At 70.4% G+C, this 17,598-nt stretch carries 18 protein-coding genes; 13 read left to right on the top strand and 5 right to left on the bottom strand.

From position 1 onward, the window contains the following. Positions 1-308: 308 nt before the first annotated feature. Complete coding sequence (locus AC4NMM_RS14815) at positions 309-611, bottom strand: DUF5789 family protein (RefSeq protein ID WP_096394022.1); 303 nt, start codon at positions 609-611, stop codon at positions 309-311. A 316-nt stretch (positions 612-927) separates the two neighbouring features. Then, positions 928-2,088 carry an aminopeptidase P family protein gene (locus AC4NMM_RS14810; protein ID WP_491924613.1) on the bottom strand — a complete coding sequence of 387 codons (1,161 nt, stop codon included), beginning with the start codon at positions 2,086-2,088 and terminating at the stop codon, positions 928-930. A gap of 93 nt (positions 2,089-2,181) precedes the next feature. On the opposite strand from AC4NMM_RS14810, the gene AC4NMM_RS14805 reads away from it, so the two are divergent. Next, complete coding sequence (locus AC4NMM_RS14805) at positions 2,182-2,358, top strand: hypothetical protein (protein ID WP_017341991.1); 177 nt, start codon at positions 2,182-2,184, stop codon at positions 2,356-2,358. Positions 2,359-2,446: 88 nt separating this feature from the next. Beyond that, a complete protein-coding gene (locus AC4NMM_RS14800; RefSeq protein WP_491924612.1) occupies positions 2,447-2,677 on the top strand; it encodes a DUF7543 family protein in 231 nt (76 codons plus the stop codon). 9 nt (positions 2,678-2,686) lie between these two features. Here AC4NMM_RS14800 and AC4NMM_RS14795 read toward each other — a convergent pair whose 3' ends face one another. Further along, positions 2,687-3,040, bottom strand: a complete 354-nt coding sequence (locus AC4NMM_RS14795) for a VOC family protein (protein ID WP_491924611.1) — start codon at positions 3,038-3,040, stop codon at positions 2,687-2,689. A 68-nt stretch (positions 3,041-3,108) separates the two neighbouring features. Next, the gene (locus AC4NMM_RS14790) at positions 3,109-4,530 is read right to left on the bottom strand and encodes a TiaS agmantine-binding domain-containing protein (protein ID WP_491924610.1); all 1,422 of its coding nucleotides are present in this window, start codon (positions 4,528-4,530) and stop codon (positions 3,109-3,111) included. Positions 4,531-4,728: 198 nt separating this feature from the next. Between AC4NMM_RS14790 and AC4NMM_RS14785 the strand changes: the two genes are divergently transcribed. Further along, positions 4,729-5,700, top strand: a complete 972-nt coding sequence (locus AC4NMM_RS14785) for a transcriptional regulator (protein ID WP_096394018.1) — start codon at positions 4,729-4,731, stop codon at positions 5,698-5,700. Positions 5,701-5,772: 72 nt separating this feature from the next. Here AC4NMM_RS14785 and minD read toward each other — a convergent pair whose 3' ends face one another. After that, entirely contained in the window at positions 5,773-7,455 is a 1,683-nt protein-coding gene (minD, locus tag AC4NMM_RS14780; protein WP_491924609.1) for a cell division ATPase MinD, read from the bottom strand. 177 nt (positions 7,456-7,632) lie between these two features. On the opposite strand from minD, the gene ahaH reads away from it, so the two are divergent. From ahaH to AC4NMM_RS14730, 10 genes are all read left to right on the top strand, one after another. Then, positions 7,633-7,989, top strand: coding sequence for an ATP synthase archaeal subunit H (gene ahaH / locus AC4NMM_RS14775; protein ID WP_096394016.1), 357 nt, complete (start codon positions 7,633-7,635; stop codon positions 7,987-7,989). A 4-nt stretch (positions 7,990-7,993) separates the two neighbouring features. Further along, positions 7,994-10,198, top strand: coding sequence for a V-type ATP synthase subunit I (locus AC4NMM_RS14770; protein WP_491924614.1), 2,205 nt, complete (start codon positions 7,994-7,996; stop codon positions 10,196-10,198). 203 nt (positions 10,199-10,401) lie between these two features. Then, positions 10,402-10,656 (top strand): hypothetical protein, encoded by a 255-nt coding sequence (locus tag AC4NMM_RS14765; RefSeq protein ID WP_004598766.1) that lies wholly within the window; start codon positions 10,402-10,404, stop codon positions 10,654-10,656. A gap of 21 nt (positions 10,657-10,677) precedes the next feature. Further along, positions 10,678-11,256: a V-type ATP synthase subunit E gene (locus AC4NMM_RS14760; protein ID WP_491924608.1), complete on the top strand. Its 579-nt coding sequence runs from the start codon at positions 10,678-10,680 to the stop codon at positions 11,254-11,256. Then, positions 11,253-12,299 (top strand): V-type ATP synthase subunit C, encoded by a 1,047-nt coding sequence (locus AC4NMM_RS14755; protein WP_096394014.1) that lies wholly within the window; start codon positions 11,253-11,255, stop codon positions 12,297-12,299. Before AC4NMM_RS14760 ends, AC4NMM_RS14755 begins: the two co-directional genes overlap by 4 nt. Further along, entirely contained in the window at positions 12,296-12,625 is a 330-nt protein-coding gene (locus AC4NMM_RS14750; RefSeq protein WP_096394013.1) for a V-type ATP synthase subunit F, read from the top strand. The genes AC4NMM_RS14755 and AC4NMM_RS14750 overlap by 4 nt, the downstream gene beginning before the upstream one ends. 1 nt (position 12,626) lies before the next feature. Further along, the gene (locus tag AC4NMM_RS14745; protein WP_491924607.1) at positions 12,627-14,390 is read left to right on the top strand and encodes an ATP synthase subunit A; all 1,764 of its coding nucleotides are present in this window, start codon (positions 12,627-12,629) and stop codon (positions 14,388-14,390) included. A 2-nt stretch (positions 14,391-14,392) separates the two neighbouring features. Further along, positions 14,393-15,817, top strand: a complete 1,425-nt coding sequence (locus tag AC4NMM_RS14740; RefSeq protein ID WP_096394011.1) for a V-type ATP synthase subunit B — start codon at positions 14,393-14,395, stop codon at positions 15,815-15,817. A gap of 162 nt (positions 15,818-15,979) precedes the next feature. Further along, positions 15,980-16,678: a V-type ATP synthase subunit D gene (locus AC4NMM_RS14735; protein WP_096394010.1), complete on the top strand. Its 699-nt coding sequence runs from the start codon at positions 15,980-15,982 to the stop codon at positions 16,676-16,678. Between the two features lie 121 nt (positions 16,679-16,799). After that, positions 16,800-17,216 (top strand): DUF6276 family protein, encoded by a 417-nt coding sequence (locus AC4NMM_RS14730; RefSeq protein ID WP_491924606.1) that lies wholly within the window; start codon positions 16,800-16,802, stop codon positions 17,214-17,216. The last annotated feature ends 382 nt before the right edge of the window (positions 17,217-17,598 follow it).

The following is a 17,598-nucleotide window of genomic DNA, read 5'->3' as shown; positions in this document are numbered from 1 at the left end:
TCTGCCCCTCCCGCCGCGCGCCCTCCCGCCGGGCGCGCCTCGGCCCCCCGCGCCCGGGGCCCGGGCCCCCTGCCCCGCGAGCGACTGCCCCTTTGAGTCCCACCCGACCACCCCGCACAGCACCTCACACCTCCCCAGCCTCGTCGCTGGCCCCTCCGCTTCGCTCCGGCGCCAGCGACTCCCTCGCGCGTGCTCCTCGCGGCCTCCGCTTCGCTCCGGCCGCTCGGAGGCGCGCGCCGATCGCTGTTTTATAAATATCTCTCGTCGTCTCGGCTGCTGTTTATAAATAGAATCGTCGCGCTCGACGCCTACTCGGTCGCGACCGGGCCGCGGCCGACGACCTCCTCGACTTCTTGGACGAAGTCGCTCCGGCTCTCGAACAGCGGGACCTCGGACTCCGCGAGCACGTCGTCGAGCGTCTGCGGGCCGTCGGGCGTTCGGATCTCGGCGTCGCCCTCCTGTTCGCGGACGTCGCTGCGCGTCGCGGGCCAGGTGAGCCGCGACGCGACGCGGGCGACCGGCTCGCCGGCCACGTCCGGCCCGTCGCCGAGTTCGACGGCCGGCTCCGCTTCAGCCTCCTCGTCCCCCTCGTCCGCGTCTGTGTCGCTCATGCCCCGCGGTTCCGCTCGGGCGACACTAATGGTTTCGATGCCGCTCGGGGGGTCGCGGGGACGCACCCGTGAGAACGCACTCGCGAGGACGCACCCCGAGGCCGCCGTCGGCTCGGTCCGACTCCGCGAATACACCCGAAATAATTCGGTAATACTGTTATATTATCCGGCCGTAATCTCCGGTTGGGGGCACGGCACACGACTCCCGCATTCGCGTGTCGGGCGCCGACACGCCGGTCTCCGCGTTTTCCTCTCGCGCCGCTCCGGCGACGAGCGGCACGTCTCGCTCGCCGAGGAGCGGTGCTGCTCGCGCTCGTCACGCCCAGCCGCGGTCGGTGCGGTTCAGTCGCTCGCAGCCGTCCTCGGTGACGACCACGAGGTCCTCGATCCGACAGCCGAACCGCCCGTCGAGGTAGATCCCGGGCTCGACGGAGCAGACCATCCCCGGCTCCAGCGCGCGGTCGTTGCCCGCGACGAGGTAGGGCTCCTCGTGGACGTCGAGGCCGACGCCGTGGCCGGTCCGGTGGACGAACGCGTCGCCGTACCCCGCCGCTTCGATGACCTCGCGCGCGGCGCGGTCGACGGCCGACGCGGGGACGCCCGGTTCGACCGCCTCCACGCCGGCCGCCTGCGCCTCGCGCACGACCTCGTGGACCTCCCGGTACGCCTCGCTCGGCTCGCCGCCGAAGGCGAGCGTCCGCGTCTGGTCGGAGGGGTAGCCGTCGACGCGCGTCCCGAAGTCTAAGACGACCGGATCGCCCGCGCGGATCTCGCGGTCGCCGTGGCCGTGGTGCGGCTTCGCGCCGTTCTCGCCCGCCGCGACGGTCGTCTCGAAGCTGACGCCCCGCCCGCCGCGCTCCGCGAGTCGGTCCGAAATCCGATCGGCGAGTTCGGCCTCGGTCATCCCGACCGCGTCGGCGCCCAGCTCGCGGAGGTCGCCGACGACCGCGTCCGCGACCGCGGCCGCCTCGCGGAGCGCCGCCAGCTCGGCCTCGTCCTTCCGGACCCGCAGGTCGGCGAGCGCCTCGCTCGCGAGCCCCCACGTCGCGTCGGGCGCCGCCGCGCGGAGGTCCTGCGTGAACCGCGCCCACATCGTGTCGTCGACGAGCAGCCGCCCCGCGTCGAGCCCGCGGTCCGCGAGCAGGTCGCGCGTCGCCGCGACCGGGTCGTCGCCGTCGCTCCACGTCCGTATCTCGGCGATACCCGTCGCCTCCCGGACCTGCGTCTCGTACAGCGCCGGCACGAGCAGCGCGGGCTCCGGGTCGGCCGCGCTCGCGGCCGGGAGCACGAGGAAGAAGTGCCGCTCGCCGGGCTCCTCGGCGAAGCCGGTGAGGTACTGGAGGTTGCGGCTCGGGAACGCGACCAGCCCCGCCGCGTCGACCTCGTCCAGCCGCCGCGCGGCCCGTTCGCGTCGTCGCTCGTGCGCGTCGGTCAGTCGCTCTCCCCCCGACCGGTCCGCGTGTGCGTCGTCGGTCACGCGCCGGAGTTCGGACGCGGTATATAAGTAGGGTGGCGTTGACCGGGCAGCAAGCGGCGCATAACTACGACGGATCGGTCGCTACGCGATAGCATGTCAACCGAGAACGCCGCGACGTTCGACTGCCCCGAGTGCGACGTGAGCGCCCCCTCGACGTCGGTGCCGTACGACTCGCTCGGCTACGTCGTCTGCCCGGTGTGCGGCTACGCCGCCACGCCGGCCCCGGAGCGGTCGTCGAGCGCCGAGCGGTCGCCGAGCGCGGGCGACTGACTCGGCCGCGACCCGCCCCGCCGAACCCGGCGCCGCGCCGCGACCGCGGAACCGCACCGCTTTAGCCGCGGGGCGCGTCCGCCCGGATATGAGCTGGTCGCTGGAGCGCGACGACGGCACGGTCACCGAGTGGGAGCGGTCGGACGGGTACGCGACCGTCAGGCTCCGCGAGCGCGCGGCGGGCGGCTTCGTCGTCCGCCTCGACGTGATGGAGCAGGCCGCCGACGAGTCGGCCTACGAGCGGGAGCGGTTCGACGACCGCGAGGCCGCCGAAGCGCGCGCGACCGAGTGGCGCGACGAGCGCACGCTCGACGAGTAGCGCGCACGGCTACGCGATGTCGACCGCGTCGTCGAGGAAGACCTGACACTCGACGGTCCGGCCCTCCGGGTCCTCGGCGAAACACTGGTAAATGCCGTACGTCTCGTTCTCTCTCGGCTCTTTCACGACCGCGTCGCCCAGCCGACCGGCGGCGGCGTCGACCCCCTCACGGTCCGGGTAGACGAAGGTGAGAACCCCGCAGTCGTCGGCCTCGTCGCGCTCGCAGAAGCCGAACAGGAACCCGTCGAACGCCAAGATCGTGCAGTCGGGCTGTTCGAGCCGCACGGTCGCGCCGAGCCGCTCGCGGTAGAACTCGACGACCGCGTCGCGCCGCTCCGTCGCGTGGAAGACGATTCCGGTCACAGCGGTCGCTCGCGGCCGAGGCACTTCATCGGTTCGGGTGGGCCGGTTGCGGGAGTGACGGGCCCGCCTCACCGCTCCGGGTGCGTCGGCGCGTCGAACCCGCCGCGGACGAGGGGCTTCGCGACGTGGCGGCGCGCGCTCGGCGGCACCTCGTACCACCCGGCGTCGAGGTCGCGCTCGATCGGTTCCGCGGCCTTCCCCGGCGCGCTCGTCCCGCAGTCGCGACACCGGTACCCCTGCCCGCTCCCCGCCGAGGACATCGACCGCCCGCAGTCGGGACACGTCGGCACCGCGGGCGCCGTTCGGACGAGGTCGCGGACGGCGAACTTCTCCAGCTTCAGCGTGCTCTCGGGCCCGTCCGCGTCGTCTCGCACCTCGTGTTCCCGCACCTCGTGTTCGCCGCAGAGGGTGACGCGGTCGCCCGGCCGGAGCGCGCGCACCCGGTCGCGGAACCGCCCCGTGGGCGCGAACGCGACGGCGCGGAGGGTGTCGCGGTCCGCGGCCGGACCGCCCTCGCTCGCCCCGTCCCCGGGGGCGTCGCTCGCGACCTCTACGTGGACGTGCCCCCCTTGTTTCGTCTCCGGCGCGCTCGCCACCACGCCCGCGACGCGGTAGCCGGCGCCGTCGCGGAGGTCGCCGATCCGACCGGGCGCGAGGTGCGCGTCGGTGCCCTGGTTCGTCAGGAACGTCGCGGCGCGGTCGACCGTCTCGCCGTCGATACCGGCCGCGGCCTCGCGACACGCGGCCGGGTCGTCGCCGCGGATCCCGTGGAGGATCGGGCCGGGGGCGTTCGGGACGCAGACGGTCGCGCCGGTCTCGCGGTCGACGGTGTCCCAGACGGTCGGGTACCCCTCGTCGGCGGCGGCGAAGACGCTCTCGGCGTCGACGTCGCGGGGCGTCCCGCAGCGGTCGAGCTCGCGGTAGGAGATGCGCTCGAAGGTCCAGTCGTCGAACGCGGCCGGCGCGCCGACCGCCGCGAGCGCGCCGATCCGCCCCCGTCCCGCGACGGCGTCGGCGTCGTCCGCTCCGTCCGCCCCGCCCGCCGAGCCCACCGCGGCGTGTCGGAACCCGTGTTCCTCGGCCAACTCGACCGCCTCCCCGACGGAGAGCCGCTCGCGGAGCGCGCGGCGGGCGAACCCGGAAATCTCGTCGGGGATCGGCGATCCGGTCGGGTCGAAGGGGTCGCCGTCGACGTCGCGGTCGGCGACGACGACGCCGGGGGAGGTCCGGGGGTCCGCGGCCGCGGCGAACTCCTCGACCGTCTCGACTGCGAGGGTCGCGGCCCGCTCCGCGTCGACGCCGGCGACGTGGAGCGCGACCGCGGCGTTCCCGCGCGTCTTGTGCTTCACGGCCGGGTTCAGGCGCACGAGCAGCCGTCGGCGGACTCGGCCCCCGTCGTCCGCGAGCCGCTCCGCGATCCGCGTCGCGACGTACGTCGTGCACATCCCGCGCTCGCGGGAGTCGGTGTCGTCGACGGCGACGATCGGCATGCGACGCGGTTCGTGGCGGCGCGTCAAGCCCCTTTCGAGGGCGGCCGGGAGGTGTCCGCCGACCGCGAAGGCGCTCTCGGCCCAGGTCGAGTATTTAACCGTTTCCCGTGCCGAACGCGGAAAATCGCAGGCGGGCGGCAGTTTCGTCGGGAGGGGAACGACACAACGCATATATACGCCGAGCCGCTTGTTTCGGCTATGTCCCGGACTGCGCTCATCGGGAACGTCACCGCGATGCTGGAGGACGCGGGGTTCCTCGTCAGCGACCGGTGTGCGGTCCGGCCCAAGAGCTTCGACGTGGCGGCCCGCCGCGACGAGGACCTCCTCCTCCTGAAAATCCTGGGTAACGTCGACGCGCTCGACGCGGAGACCGGCGCGGAGATGCGCCGGCTCGGCGAGTACCTCAGGGGGACGCCGATGGTGATCGGGGTCCGCACCCGCGACGAGGAGCTGAAGCCCGGCGTCGTCTACTTCAGGCACGGCGTCCCGGTGATCAACCCCGACACCGCCTACGACCTGTTCGTCGAGGGGATGCCGCCGCTCATCTACGCCGCCCCCGGCGGGCTGTACGTCAGCCTCGACGGCGACCTGCTCGCCGACGAGCGCGAGGAGCGCGGCTGGTCGCTCGGCCGCCTCGCGACCGAGCTGGGCGTCTCCCGGCGCACCGTCTCCAAGTACGAGGACGGGATGAACGCCTCCATCGAGGTGGCGATCCAGCTGGAGGAGCTGTTCGACCAGCCGTTCTCCAGCCCCGTCGACGTGCTCGACGGCGCGGACGAGGTCCGCGACTCGGAGCCGACGCCCTCGGCGCCCGACGCCGACCCGGACGACGAACACGTCCTCGGCGTGCTCACGAGCGCCGGCTTCACCGTCCACCCGACCGCCCGCGCCCCGTTCAAGGCCGTCTCGGAGGACGAGGACAGCCCCGCGACGCGCGTGCTCACCGGCCACTCGGCGTTCACCGCCGCGGCCGAGAAGCGCGCCCGGATCATGTCCTCCATCGGCGAGGTGGCACGGACCCGCTCGGTGTACTTCACCGAGGAGGACGAGAAGCGCGAGTCCGTCGACGGCACCGCCCTCGTCTCCTGTGAAGAGCTCGCGGCGGTCACCGACCCAGAGGAGATCCGCGAGCTGATCCGCGACCGCGCCCGCGCCCCCTCGGAGGCCTGACCGCGCCGCCGCGGTCCGAACGGCTCTCGCGTCCGTTCTCTCCCGCCGAAAACCCTCCCTCTTCAGCCGGCCTCACCGGCCGAGGAGCCGGCTGAAGAACCCGCCGTCCTTCTCCGGCTCCTCGTCGTCGACATCGGCAGACGACTCCTCCTCGTCCGCCGTTTTCCCGTCGTTCGCCCCACTGTCGTCGTCCGCCGCCTGCTCGTCGTCCGCGTCCGCCTCGCTCTCGCCGTCCTCCTCCGACAGCACGGTGTTCATCGTCCCGGAGTCGTCGTCGCGGAACGGGATGCTGCCGGCGAGCTCGTCGTCGATGTCGTCGTCCGCCGCCGTCGGTTCCCCGCCCGCTCGCCCCTCGTCGACGGCGCCGTCGCTCGCGGGTTCGTCCTCGTCGGTCGACTCGCGCGCCGTCTCGTCCGCGTCGGGAATCGCGCCCGAGCCCGCGTCCTCGTCGGCGGCGCTCTCGTCCTCTTCGCCACCGACTCCGTCGTCGTCATGGACTCCGTCATCGCCGTCGACCTCGTCGACGGCACCGCCCTCGTCGCCGGCGGTCGCCTCGTCTTCGGTGACGGCGTTGTCGCCGGTGTCGGTCGTGACGGCGTCGTCGAGGTCGGTCTCGTCTCCGTCGCCGTCGTCGGAGTCCAGCTCCTCGTCGCCGGCGTCGTCCGCATCGGCGTCCGCCGCCTCGTCCTCGCTCGCGACGATGATGTCGTCGCCGTCGCCCGGCTCCGTCACCCCGGTCGCGTCGGGGTCCGCGACGATGATATCCTCGTCGTCTCCGCGTTCGACACCGTCCCGCTCGTCCGCTTCCGCTCGGTCGTCGCCGTCCCCGTCGTCGGCCGGCGCGTCGTCGTCGGCCGGCTCATCGTCGTCGACGATCACCGCGTCGTCCTGTGTCGCGTCCGGTTCGACCTCGTCTTCGTCGTCGCTTTCGGTCTCTTCGACGACTTCGTCCGCGTCCGCGGCGCCGTCTTCCGCGGCGCCGGAGTCCGCGATGTCGCCCGCGCGCGCTCCGGCGACGGTCGCCGCGTCGGCCGCGGGCTCGTCGAGGCCCGCGCCGTCGACGTCCGCGCCGGTCAGCGCTCGGGCCAGGTCTCTGTACGCCCGCGTCGCCGGCGCGTCGGGCGCGGCGTCGAGCAGCGGGCGGTTCGCCGCCGCGGCCCGGGCCACGGCCTCGTCGTCCGGGACCCGCCCGAGGACGGGGGCGTCGAGCAGGGTCGTGACCACCTCGTCGGCGTCGTCCGTCACGCGGGTGATCGCGGCGCCCGCGACGGTCCCGCCGAGCCGCTCGGTCAGCTGTCGCGTCTTCTCGGTGTCGCCGAGGGCGCTCCGCTCCGGGGTCGAGACGAGCAGCGTCTCGTCGGCGATCGCGAGCGGCATCGTGGAGTCGTGCGAGAGCCCGGCGCCCGCGTCGACGAACACGTAGTCGGCGTCGTCGAACGCCTCGATTGCCCGGCGGAGCCCCGAGGGGTCCGCGGCCGCGTACGCGTCGAGGTCGGTCGCGCCGGGGACGACCCGGAGGCCGGACTGCCCCTCGCGGACCGCCGCCTCCGGGTCCGCCTCGCCGGCGAGGACGTCGTGGAGGGTGGTCTCGCCGGGGGTCACCCCGACGGCGCCCGCGAGGTTCGCCATGCCGAGGTCGGCGTCGATCGCGACGACGTCGGCGCCCGAGTCCGCCAGAATCGTCGCCAGCGCGGCGGTCGTGGTGGTCTTCCCGACGCCACCCTTCGCCGACGCGACCGCATACACCGTTGCCATACGGTGTGGGTCCGGCGACTGCTACTTAAATGTAGGCGGCGGCGCCCGGATCCGGACGACGCGTCGGCCGCGTTCGGTCCGTAACTCGTCCGGAATCTCCTCGGAATCGGCGCGCGACCCCGCGGGCTTTCGCAAACACCTTATACGTCGCTTGTAGAGTTTCAGGCGATTAGTAGCATGGCGAGACCAGAGGTGCTCAACTCGATCAAGGAGGCCGAACGGGAGGCGGACGAGATCATCGCGGACGCGGAGTCGGACGCCGAGGAGCGCCTCGCCGAAGCTCGAGAGCGCGCGGACGAGATCCGCGCCGAGGCCGAGGAGGAGGCGGAGGCCGAGGCCCAAGAGCGGCTCGAAGCGGCCCGCGAGGAGATCGAGGAGCGGCGCGAGGAGATCCTCGAATCGGGGCGCGAAGACCGCGACGAGCTCGAACGCGAGGCCCGCGACCGGGTGGAATCGGCCGTCGACTACGCCGTCGAGCGGTTCGAGGCGGCGGTTCACGACCAGGCCGAGGAGGCGGTGGATGCTCAGGCCTGAGCAGATGAGCCGGGTGTCGGTGACGGGCTCGAAGCGCGTCATCGACGACGTCATCGAGGCGGCGTACGCCCACCACTCCCTGCACGTCACGGACTACGACGACCGGTACGAGGGGTTCGAGCCGGGGACCTCGCTCGACGGCGCCGAGGCCGTTAACGAGCGCCTCGTGACGGTCCGCTCGCTGGAGAGCATCCTCGACGTCGACGCCGAGGACGCCGACGTCGCCCGGTCGCTGGACGACGACGAGCTCGTCGACGAGCTGGAGCGCGTCCGCGAGCGGGTCAACGAGCTCAACGACGAGCGCGACGAGCTCCAGGCCGCGATCCGCGACCGGCAGGAAGAGATCGACCGGCTGGAGCCGTTCGCGGAGCTCGGGATCGACCTCGAGTACCTGCGCGGCTACGACTCGGTCGAGGTCGTCGTCGGCGAGGCCAAGCCCGCGGCCGTCGAGGCCGCGCTCGAAGACGCCGACTCGATCGACGTCTTCGACGTCTTCGTCGGCGGCGACGTGGTCGCCATCGTCGCGCGGCCGACCGACCCGGACGCCGAGGGCGTCGTTCAGGACGCGCTCGTCGGCGTCGACATCGCGCTGCTCGACGTCCCCGACGCGGACGCGAGCCCCGAGGAGTACGTCGCGGAGCTGGAGGCCGAGCAGGCCGACCTCCGCGACGAGCTCGACGCCGTCGAGAGCGAGCTCGAATCGGTGAAGGAGGAGGCGGCCGGCTTCCTGCTTCGCGCCGAGGAGGAGCTCACTATCGAGGCCGAAAAGAAGGAGGCGCCGCTCTCCTTTGCGACCACCGAGAACGCGTTCGTCGCCGAGGGGTGGGTGCCGACCGAGACGTACCCCGACTTCGAGGCGGCGGTCGTCGACGCCGTCGGCGACCACGTCGAGGTCGAGGAGCTCGAGCGCGCCTCGTTCACCCCCGACGGCGACCACCACACCGAGTCGGTCGACGGCGAGGGTGACGGATCCGCGAACGAGGGCGTCGCGGACGCGGAACGCGAGACGGAAACGGCGGTCGCCACCGACGGCGGCCACGCGGCCCACGGCTCCAACGACCCGCCGGTCGTCCAGGACAACGGGAGCGCGGCCGGTCCGTTCGAACTGCTCGTTCAGGCGTTCGGGCGGCCGAAGTACTCGGAGTTCGACCCGACGCTTCTGGTCTTCCTCACGTTCCCGGCGATGTTCGGGTTCATGATCGGCGACGTCGGCTACGGCGTCCTCTACGCCGCCATCGGGCTCTTCATGTACTCGAAGTTCGACGGCGCGTTCCGCGAACTCGGCTCCGTCGCGATGTGGGCCGGCGGCTTCACGATACTGTTCGGCATCTACTACGGTATCGACCTGTTCGGCTACCACGCCTACCAGCTGCTCGGGATCCACTGGCCGGTCGAGGGGAAGGGCCTCTCGCCCGCCGACCTCGACTGGGGGCTCTCGTTCCTCGTCGTGAGCGTGGTGTTCGGCATCGTCCACCTCAACATCGGCCACGTCCTCTCGTTCGTGAGTACCGCCCAGCAGCACGACGTGAAACACGCCGTCTACGAGGCCGGCTCGTGGCTGCTGATCCTCAACGGCGCGTGGATCTGGATCTTCAGCCAAGTGTTCCCCAACTCGAAGCCCGACTTCCTGTTCGAGGCCGTCTCGACCCTGACGTTCGGCGCCGTCTCGTTCAGCGGGTTCCCGGTCCTGGTCGGCTGGGCCGGCGCGGCCGCCGCGGTGCTCGGACTCGTCCTGCTCGGGATCGGCGAGCCGCCGGAGCTGGCCGAGTTCCTCTCGCCCGTCGTCAACGTCATCTCGTACGCCCGGCTCATGGCCGTCCTGCTCGCGAAGGGCGGGATGGCGCTGGCGGTCAACCTGCTCGCGTTCGGCGCGTACATCGACGACGGCGGCGACGGGAGCTTCCACTTCATCTTCAGCGCGGACTACCTCGCCGAGGTGCAAAACACCGCGGACTACGAGCTCGTCTTCGCGGGGATCACCACGGCGTTCGACCCCGCCTCGATCGGTCTCGTCGGGGTCGTCGCGCTCGTCGGCGGCGTCGTCGTCGCGCTCGTCGGCCACCTCGTCGTCCTCCTGCTCGGGGTCACCTCCGCCGGCATCCAGGCGGTCCGCCTCGAGTACGTGGAGTTCTTCGGGAACTTCTACGAGGGCGGCGGCCGCGCGTACCTGCCGTTCGGCCGCGACCGGAAGTACACCCGCGACGACTGACGACCCGACCGGTCGTCGGTCGCCGCTCGGTCTCGTCGCTTCGCGTGCGGTCGAACCCGGCAATTCCGTCGGGTATCTGACCGCAGCAGCCGCCGCTTTCCCCGCCGTTCTCCCGGATTCCGTTCGGTCGTTTTGGGAAGCTTTATGACTCCTGTAGGGGCAAATAGCAACCGTTCGGAGACGAGCAACAGCAACTACTACCAATGTTTGAAGCTACCAACGAACTCGGGAACCTCGTACTGTCGACCGGTGGAACGCTGACTGACCCCAACGCCGCGGCGGCGCTCGCCGTCGGGCTCGCGGCGCTGGGCGCAGGCTACGCGGAGCGCGGTATCGGGTCGGCCGCCGTCGGCGCGATGGCCGAGGACGACGACCTCTTCGTCAACGGGCTCATCCTGACGGTCCTTCCCGAGACGATCGTCATTCTCGCGCTCGTCGTCGTCTTCATCGTCGGGTAACTCTCCAGCGTTTTTCAACCAATGAGTTTGGAAACCGTCGTTGAGGACGTTGAAGATGAGGCCCGCGCGCGTGCGGAGGAGATCCGCGAACAGGCCGAGGCGGAGGCCGACGAGATCCTCGCCGACGCCGAGGCCGACGCGGAGCGGATCCGCGAGGAGCGGCTCTCCGAGGTCGAGAGCCAGATCGACCAGGAGCGCGAACAGACGCTCTCCTCGGCGAAGCTCGAGGCCAAACAGGAGCGGCTGGGCGCCCGCCGCGACGTCTTAGAGGACGTCCGCGACGACGTCGAGGCGGCGATCGCCGGCCTCGACGGCGACGACCGCCGCGAGCTCACCGAGGCCTTACTCGACGCGAGCCTCGCGGAGTTCGACGACGACGAGGACGTCGCCGTCTACACCCGCGCCGAGGACGTCGAGCTGCTCGAGGAGCTCGTCGCGGACCGCAACGCCGAGGTCGACGGCGAGATCGACTGTCTCGGCGGCGTCGTCGCCGAGAGCGACACCTCCCGCGTTCGCGTGAACAACACGTTCGACTCGGTCCTGGAGTCCGTCTGGGACGACGAGTTGAAGAACATCTCGGAGCGGCTGTTCGACCAATGAGCGCCGCCGGTAGCTCGAACCCCGAGTACGTCGTCGCGCGGGTTCGTGCCCGCCGCGGCAGCCTCTACGGGGACGAGGAGTACCGCAAGCTCACCCGGATGGGGCCGGCCGAGATCGCCCGGTTCATGGAGGAGTCGAGCTACGGCGCGGAGATCAACGCCCTCGGCAGCCGCCACGGCGGCGTGGACCTGATCGAGTACGCGTTGAACCGCAACCTCGCCGAGCAGTTCGACGCGATCCTCGACTGGAGCGAGGGGCCGCTGTACGACCTCATCGCCCGGTACCTCCGGAAGTTCGACGCCTGGAACGTGAAGACGGTCATCCGCGGCGTCTACACCGACGCGGACCAGTCGGCCGTCGAGGTCGACCTGATCCGCGCCGGCGAGTTCGACGACCGCCGGATCCGCCGGCTGCTGGAGGCGGACTCGATCGACGCCGTGATCGAGGTCCTCGAGGACACGATCTACGGGGAGCCGCTCCGGGCGGCGTACGCGGAGTACGAGGAGACGGACGTGCTGGTGCCCTTGGAGAACGCGGTCGACCGCGCGTTCTACGAGCGGCTCCTCTCCGGGCTCGGCGGCGACGAGCCGACCCGGCAGTACGAGGCGTTCCTCAAGGCTGAGGTGGACTTCCGGAACGCGACGAACGCGCTCCGGCTCGCCCGCTCGGGCGCGGACATCGATCCCGCGGCGTACTTCATCGAGGGCGGCGACCTGTTCACCCGGTCGTCGCTCGCGCGGCTGGCGCAGAACCTCGACGAGCTGGTCGAGTACATCGGCGACAGCCAGTACGGCGACGAGCTCGGGCCCGCGTTACGCGAGCTCGAGGAGGCGGACAGCCTCATCGCGTTCGAACACGCGATCGACGGCGCCCTGCTCGCGTACGGCGACCGGCTCGGCACGATCCACCCGGTGTCGGTCACCCCGGTGATCTCCTACATCCTCGCGAAGGAGCGCGAGACGGAGAACATCCGGGCGATAGCCCGCGGGAAGGAGGCCGGCCTCTCGCCCGACGAGATCGAATCGGAGCTGGTGATAACATGAGTCAGGAGATAGCGGTCGTCGGCAGCCCGGAGTTCACGACCGGATTCCGTCTCGCCGGCGTCCGGGAGTTCGAGAACGTGCCGGACGACGAGAAGGACGAGAAGCTCGACGACGCCGTCGAGCGGACGCTCGACGACGAGGGCGTCGGCATCATCGTGATGCACGACGACGACCTCGACCACCTCTCGCGGGGGACCCGCGAGGCGGTGGAGGGGAGCATCGAGCCGGTCCTCGTGACGCTGGGCGGCTCCGGCGCCGGCAGCGGCGGGCTGCGCGACCAGATCAAACGCGCCATCGGCATCGACCTGATGGAGGAAGACGACTAATATGAGCAAAGCAGACACAACCGACGCCGAGACGGACAACGGCGTCATTCAGAGCGTGAGCGGTCCGGTCGTGACCGCCCGCGATCTCAACGCCCGCATGAACGACGTCGTCTACGTCGGCGACGAAGGGCTCATGGGGGAAGTGATCGAGATCGAGGGCGACCTCACGACCGTTCAGGTGTACGAGGAGACCTCCGGCGTCGGCCCCGGCGAACCCGTCGAGAACACGGGCGAGCCGCTGTCGGTCGACCTCGGCCCGGGGATGCTGGACGCCATCTACGACGGCGTTCAGCGCCCCCTGGACGTGCTGGAGGGCAAGATGGGGAGCCCCTACCTCGACCGCGGGGTCGACGCGCCCGGCATCGACCTCGAGGAGGAGTGGGAGTTCGAGCCCGAGGTCGAGGAAGGCGACGTCGTCGAGCCCGGCGACATCGTCGGGGTCGTCGAGGAGACGGTCACCATCGACCACAAGGTCATGGTGCCGCCGGACTACGAGGGCGGCGAGGTCGTCGCCGCCGAGGCCGGCAGCTTCGACGTGACCGAGACGGTCGTCGAGCTCGACAACGGCGAGGAGGTCTCGATGCACCAAGAGTGGCCGGTGCGCGAGGCCCGCCCCGCGGAGGACAAGAAGACGCCCCGGACGCCGCTGGTGTCCGGGCAGCGCATCCTCGACGGGCTGTTCCCCATCGCGAAGGGCGGGACGGCCGCGATTCCCGGCCCGTTCGGCTCCGGGAAGACGGTCACTCAGCACCAGCTCGCGAAGTACGCCGACGCGGACATCATCGTCTACGTCGGCTGCGGCGAGCGCGGCAACGAGATGACCGAGGTCATCGAGGACTTCCCGGAGCTCGAGGACCCGGCCAACGGCAACCCGCTGATGGCCCGCACCTCGCTCATCGCGAACACCTCGAACATGCCCGTCGCGGCGCGTGAGTCCTGTATCTACACGGGGATCACGATCGCCGAGTACTACCGCGACATGGGGTACGACGTGGCGCTGATGGCCGACTCCACCTCGCGGTGGGCGGAGGCGATGCGCGAGATCTCCTCCCGGCTGGAGGAGATGCCCGGGGAGGAGGGGTACCCCGCGTACCTCGCCGCCCGGCTCGCGCAGTTCTACGAGCGCGCCGGCTACTTCGAGAACATCAACGGGACGGAGGGCTCCGTCTCGGCGATCGGCGCGGTGTCGCCGCCCGGCGGCGACTTCTCCGAGCCGGTCACCCAGAACACGCTGCGGATCGTGAAGACGTTCTGGGCGCTCGACGCGGACCTGGCGGAGCGCCGCCACTTCCCGTCGATCAACTGGAACGAGTCCTACTCGCTGTACAAGGACCAGCTGGACCCCTGGTTCGAAGAGGAGGTCGCCGACGACTGGGCCGAGCGGCGCCAGTGGGCGGTCGACGTGCTCGACGAGGAGACGGAGCTGCAGGAGATCGTCCAGCTCGTCGGGAAGGACGCCCTGCCCGACGACCAGCAGCTCACCCTGGAGGTCGCGCGCTACCTGCGCGAGGCGTACCTCCAGCAGAACGCGTTCCACCCGGTCGACACGTACTGTCCCCCGGAGAAGACGTACCTCATGCTGACGACGATCCAGACGTTCAACGACGAGGCGTTCGACGCGCTCGACGCCGGCGTCCCGGTCGAGGAGATCATCGACATCGACTCGGCCCCGCGGATTAACCGCATCGGCGTGCAAGAGGACTACGAGGAGTACGTCGAGGATCTCAAAGCCGAGATCACCGAGGAGCTCCGGAGCCTCTACTGACCATGAAAGAGTATCAAACCATCACCGAGATCAGCGGTCCCCTCGTGTACGCCGAGGTCGACGAGGCGATCGGCTACGACGAGATCGTCGAGATTGAGACGGCACAGGGGGAGACGCTGCGCGGGCAGGTGCTCGAATCCTCGGAGGACGTGGTCGCGATCCAGGTCTTCGAGGGCACCTCAGGCATCGACAGAGACGCGTCCGTCCGCTTCTTGGGCGAGACGATGAAGATGCCCGTCACCGAGGACCTCCTCGGGCGGGTGCTGGACGGCTCGGGCCGCCCGATCGACGACGGCCCGGAGATCGTCCCCGAGGAGCGACAGGACATCGTCGGCGCGGCGATCAACCCCTACTCCCGGGAGTACCCCGAGGAGTTCATCGAGACGGGCGTCTCCGCGATCGACGGGATGAACACGCTCGTCCGGGGGCAGAAGCTCCCGATCTTCTCCAGCTCCGGCCAGCCGCACAGCGAGCTGGCGATGCAGATCGCGCGACAGGCCAGCGTGCCCGAAGAGGAGGAGGGCGGCGACGACGAGGAGGGCTCCGAGTTCGCCGTCATCTTCGGCGCGATGGGGATCACCCAGGAGGAGGCCAACGAGTTCATGGAGGACTTCGAGCGCACCGGCGCCCTGGAGCGCTCGGTGGTCTTCATGAACCTCGCGGACGACCCCGCCGTCGAGCGGACGGTCACGCCGCGGATGGTCCTGACGACGGCCGAGTACCTCGCCTTCGAGAAGGACTACCACGTCCTCGTCATCCTGACGGACATGACCAACTACTGCGAGGCGCTCCGCGAGATCGGGGCCGCCCGCGAGGAGGTGCCCGGCCGCCGCGGGTACCCCGGGTACATGTACACTGATCTGGCGCAGCTGTACGAGCGCGCCGGCCGGATCAAGGGCCGCGACGGCTCGGTCACGCAGATCCCGATCCTCACGATGCCGGGCGACGACGACACCCACCCGATCCCGGACCTGACCGGGTACATCACGGAGGGGCAGATCTACGTCGACCCCGACCTGAACAGCCAGGGCCTCCAGCCGCCGATCAACGTCCTCCCCAGCCTCTCCCGGCTGATGGACGACGGGATCGGCGAGGGGCTCACCCGCGCCGACCACGCCGACGTGAAAGACCAGATGTTCGCGGCGTACGCGGAGGGCGAGGACCTCCGCGACCTCGTGAACATCGTCGGTCGCGAGGCGCTGTCGGAGCTGGACAACCAGTACCTCGACTTCGCGGACGCGTTCGAGTCGGAGTTCATCGACCAGGGCTTCGAGACGAACCGCGACATCGAGGAGACGCTGGAGATCGGCTGGGACCTCCTCTCGATGCTGCCGAAGGACGCCCTCAACCGGATCGACGAGGAGTTCATCGAGGAGCACTACCGCGAGGACGACGCCGAGCGCGAAGTCGTCGAAGCGGCCGACTAACGTCTCGGCTCACTTTTTGACGCCCGTCGCACGCTCGCTCGGTAGCGACGGCGTCGCCGGAAATCGCCCGTCGACGAGGCCGGATCGATCCCCCCTCGCCGGCCCGCCGAACCGACGCGTCTGAAAAGAATTATCCGCCTCGGAGCGGAACCTTCCCCCAAGATGGCCAAGGACGTCAAACCGACGCGGAAGAACCTGATGGCGATCGAGGACCGCATCGAGCTCTCCGAGCGCGGCCACGACACGCTCGAACAGAAGCGCGACGGGCTCATCATGGAATTCATGGACATCCTCGACCAGGCGCAGGACGTCCGGTCCGAGGTCTCCGAGAACTACGAGACGGCCCAGCGCAAGATCGACATGGCCCGCGCGATGGAGGGCGACGTGGCCGTCCGCGGCGCGGCCGCGGCGCTGAAAGAGCACCCCGAGATCACGACCCAGTCGAAGAACATCATGGGCGTCGTGGTCCCGCAGATCGAGTCCTCGAAGGTGAAAAAGAGCCTCGACGAGCGCGGCTACGGCCTGCTCGGCTCCTCGGCGCGCATCGACGAGGCGGCCGACGCCTACGAGGAGCTGTTAGAGAAGATCATCCTCGCGGCCGAGGTCGAGACGGCGATGAAGAAGATGCTCACGGAGATCGAGACCACGAAGCGCCGCGTGAACGCCCTGGAGTTCACCCTGCTCCCGACCCTCTACGAGAACCAGGAGTACATCGAGCAGAAGCTCGAAGAGCAGGAGCGCGAGGAGATCTTCCGCATGAAGAAGATCAAGGCGAAAAAGGAGGAAGAGGAGAAGGAAGAGGCCGAAGAGGACGCCGCGGTCGCGGCCGCGGAGACCGAAGAGCCCGAGCCCGCCGACTGACGGCTCCCCGGCCGATAGCCCGTCGCGCGTCGGCTCCCGAACCGCCATCACCGCTCCCGCGTCGGTCGCCGCTTCTCTCTCTGCCGTCGACTTTTACCCGGACCCGTCCGTAGCGACGAGCGTGTCCTGTCCACACTGCGACGCCGACGTCGTCGCGTTCGCCGTGCCGTCCGCGCTCCGCGAGTACGCCCCGGCCGACGCGGCCGCGATCTGTACGCGCTGTCTGCGAGTCGTCGCCGCGGACGAGGCGGGCTTCGAGGGCGCGGCCGACGAGGCGGGGGTCGCGGACGGAGTGCCCGACGATCCCGACTTCTCCGCGGTCGACCCCGCGTTCCCGTCCGGGGAGGCCGGCGTCGCGCTGGCGCTCTGCTGTGGCAAACTGGAGTCGTTCGCGCTCAACCGCGCGTCGATCGAGGCGCTGATCGGCCACGCCGAGGGAGCGGGCGCCGACGCGTTCGCCTTCTTCGACCGGCTCGACGCGCCCGAGGCCGCGTTCGACTTAGACAGGCGGCGGGCGGCGCTTTACGATGCGATTTAGGACTGATCGGGTTTCAACAAAGGCGATGTTGCCAGTTGTCATTTATAAATAGCTGATTGCGGACCGACGGACGATACCGCCAAAGCCCCAGCCGCTCGCTTATAAATGGCTGCTGATGAATCGATTATGAACAGCTCCAAAGCCCCAGCCGCGAGGACGGCGCACACTCGTTGCGCTCCTCGCTCGTTCGCTCCGCTCACTCGCTGCGGTGCTTACGTCGTCTGTGCCGTCCTCGCGGCAGCGTGGCGCTACGCGCCACGGGCAGCCGGCGGCGAAGCCGCCGGCGACACCGCAGCGAGGGAGCGACAGCGACCGAGCGAGGAGCGCAGCAAGGCGCGCGAGCCGTCGCGGCTGGGGCTTTGGAGGTCGTCAGCGCAACCCG

The sequence above is a fragment of the Halorubrum sp. SD41 genome (genome assembly GCF_058630335.1).
This window is presented reverse-complemented; position numbering and strand designations above follow the sequence as displayed.

Bases quoted from the DNA above. Each gene is read 5' to 3' on its own strand.
- AC4NMM_RS14785 (WP_096394018.1), top strand. From the start codon at position 4,729: ATGTCCCGGACTGCGCTCATCGGGAACGTCACCGCGATGCTGGAGGAC.
- AC4NMM_RS14790 (WP_491924610.1), bottom strand. From the start codon at position 4,530: ATGCCGATCGTCGCCGTCGACGACACCGACTCCCGCGAGCGCGGGATG.
- AC4NMM_RS14805 (WP_017341991.1), top strand. From the start codon at position 2,182: ATGTCAACCGAGAACGCCGCGACGTTCGACTGCCCCGAGTGCGACGTG.
- AC4NMM_RS14750 (WP_096394013.1), top strand. From the start codon at position 12,296: ATGAGTCAGGAGATAGCGGTCGTCGGCAGCCCGGAGTTCACGACCGGA.
- AC4NMM_RS14745 (WP_491924607.1), top strand. From the start codon at position 12,627: ATGAGCAAAGCAGACACAACCGACGCCGAGACGGACAACGGCGTCATT.
- AC4NMM_RS14755 (WP_096394014.1), top strand. From the start codon at position 11,253: ATGAGCGCCGCCGGTAGCTCGAACCCCGAGTACGTCGTCGCGCGGGTT.
- ahaH (WP_096394016.1), top strand. From the start codon at position 7,633: ATGGCGAGACCAGAGGTGCTCAACTCGATCAAGGAGGCCGAACGGGAG.
- AC4NMM_RS14800 (WP_491924612.1), top strand. From the start codon at position 2,447: ATGAGCTGGTCGCTGGAGCGCGACGACGGCACGGTCACCGAGTGGGAG.
- AC4NMM_RS14770 (WP_491924614.1), top strand. From the start codon at position 7,994: ATGAGCCGGGTGTCGGTGACGGGCTCGAAGCGCGTCATCGACGACGTC.
- AC4NMM_RS14815 (WP_096394022.1), bottom strand. From the start codon at position 611: ATGAGCGACACAGACGCGGACGAGGGGGACGAGGAGGCTGAAGCGGAG.
- minD (WP_491924609.1), bottom strand. From the start codon at position 7,455: ATGGCAACGGTGTATGCGGTCGCGTCGGCGAAGGGTGGCGTCGGGAAG.
- AC4NMM_RS14740 (WP_096394011.1), top strand. From the start codon at position 14,393: ATGAAAGAGTATCAAACCATCACCGAGATCAGCGGTCCCCTCGTGTAC.
- AC4NMM_RS14735 (WP_096394010.1), top strand. From the start codon at position 15,980: ATGGCCAAGGACGTCAAACCGACGCGGAAGAACCTGATGGCGATCGAG.
- AC4NMM_RS14765 (WP_004598766.1), top strand. From the start codon at position 10,402: ATGTTTGAAGCTACCAACGAACTCGGGAACCTCGTACTGTCGACCGGT.
- AC4NMM_RS14760 (WP_491924608.1), top strand. From the start codon at position 10,678: ATGAGTTTGGAAACCGTCGTTGAGGACGTTGAAGATGAGGCCCGCGCG.